A 239-nucleotide genomic window follows, 5' to 3' on the forward strand; every position below is an offset into this window, starting at 1 on the left:
GGCGCCCGCGTGCCGGAACGGTCCCCCCGTGGGTGTTCCTGCCCGGTCAGCGAGCGTCACGTCCCGCCGTGCCTTCCTGCAGCGGGGCGGACCCGGCCTGGCCCTGTCCGGTGTCGGCCTGGGTCCTGCGGGTTCCAGCGCCGCCCTGCCCGCCCGCGCGGACGGTACCGGCCCGGTGCTGCTCCACTGCAAGGACCGTCCGTACGGTCCGTCGCCTGCCGCGCAGGCCGCCGCGCGCG

General features: G+C 78.7%; 1 pseudogene. It reads left to right on the forward strand.

Going from position 1 to position 239, the window contains the following annotated elements:
* Positions 1-28: 28 nt before the first annotated feature.
* Positions 29-239, forward strand: a pseudogene (locus ACQG3P_RS23005) (hypothetical protein); the annotation flags it as partial.

This window comes from Stenotrophomonas sp. SrG (genome assembly GCF_050031795.1).
GTDB lineage: Bacteria > Pseudomonadota > Gammaproteobacteria > Xanthomonadales > Xanthomonadaceae > Stenotrophomonas > Stenotrophomonas rhizophila_A.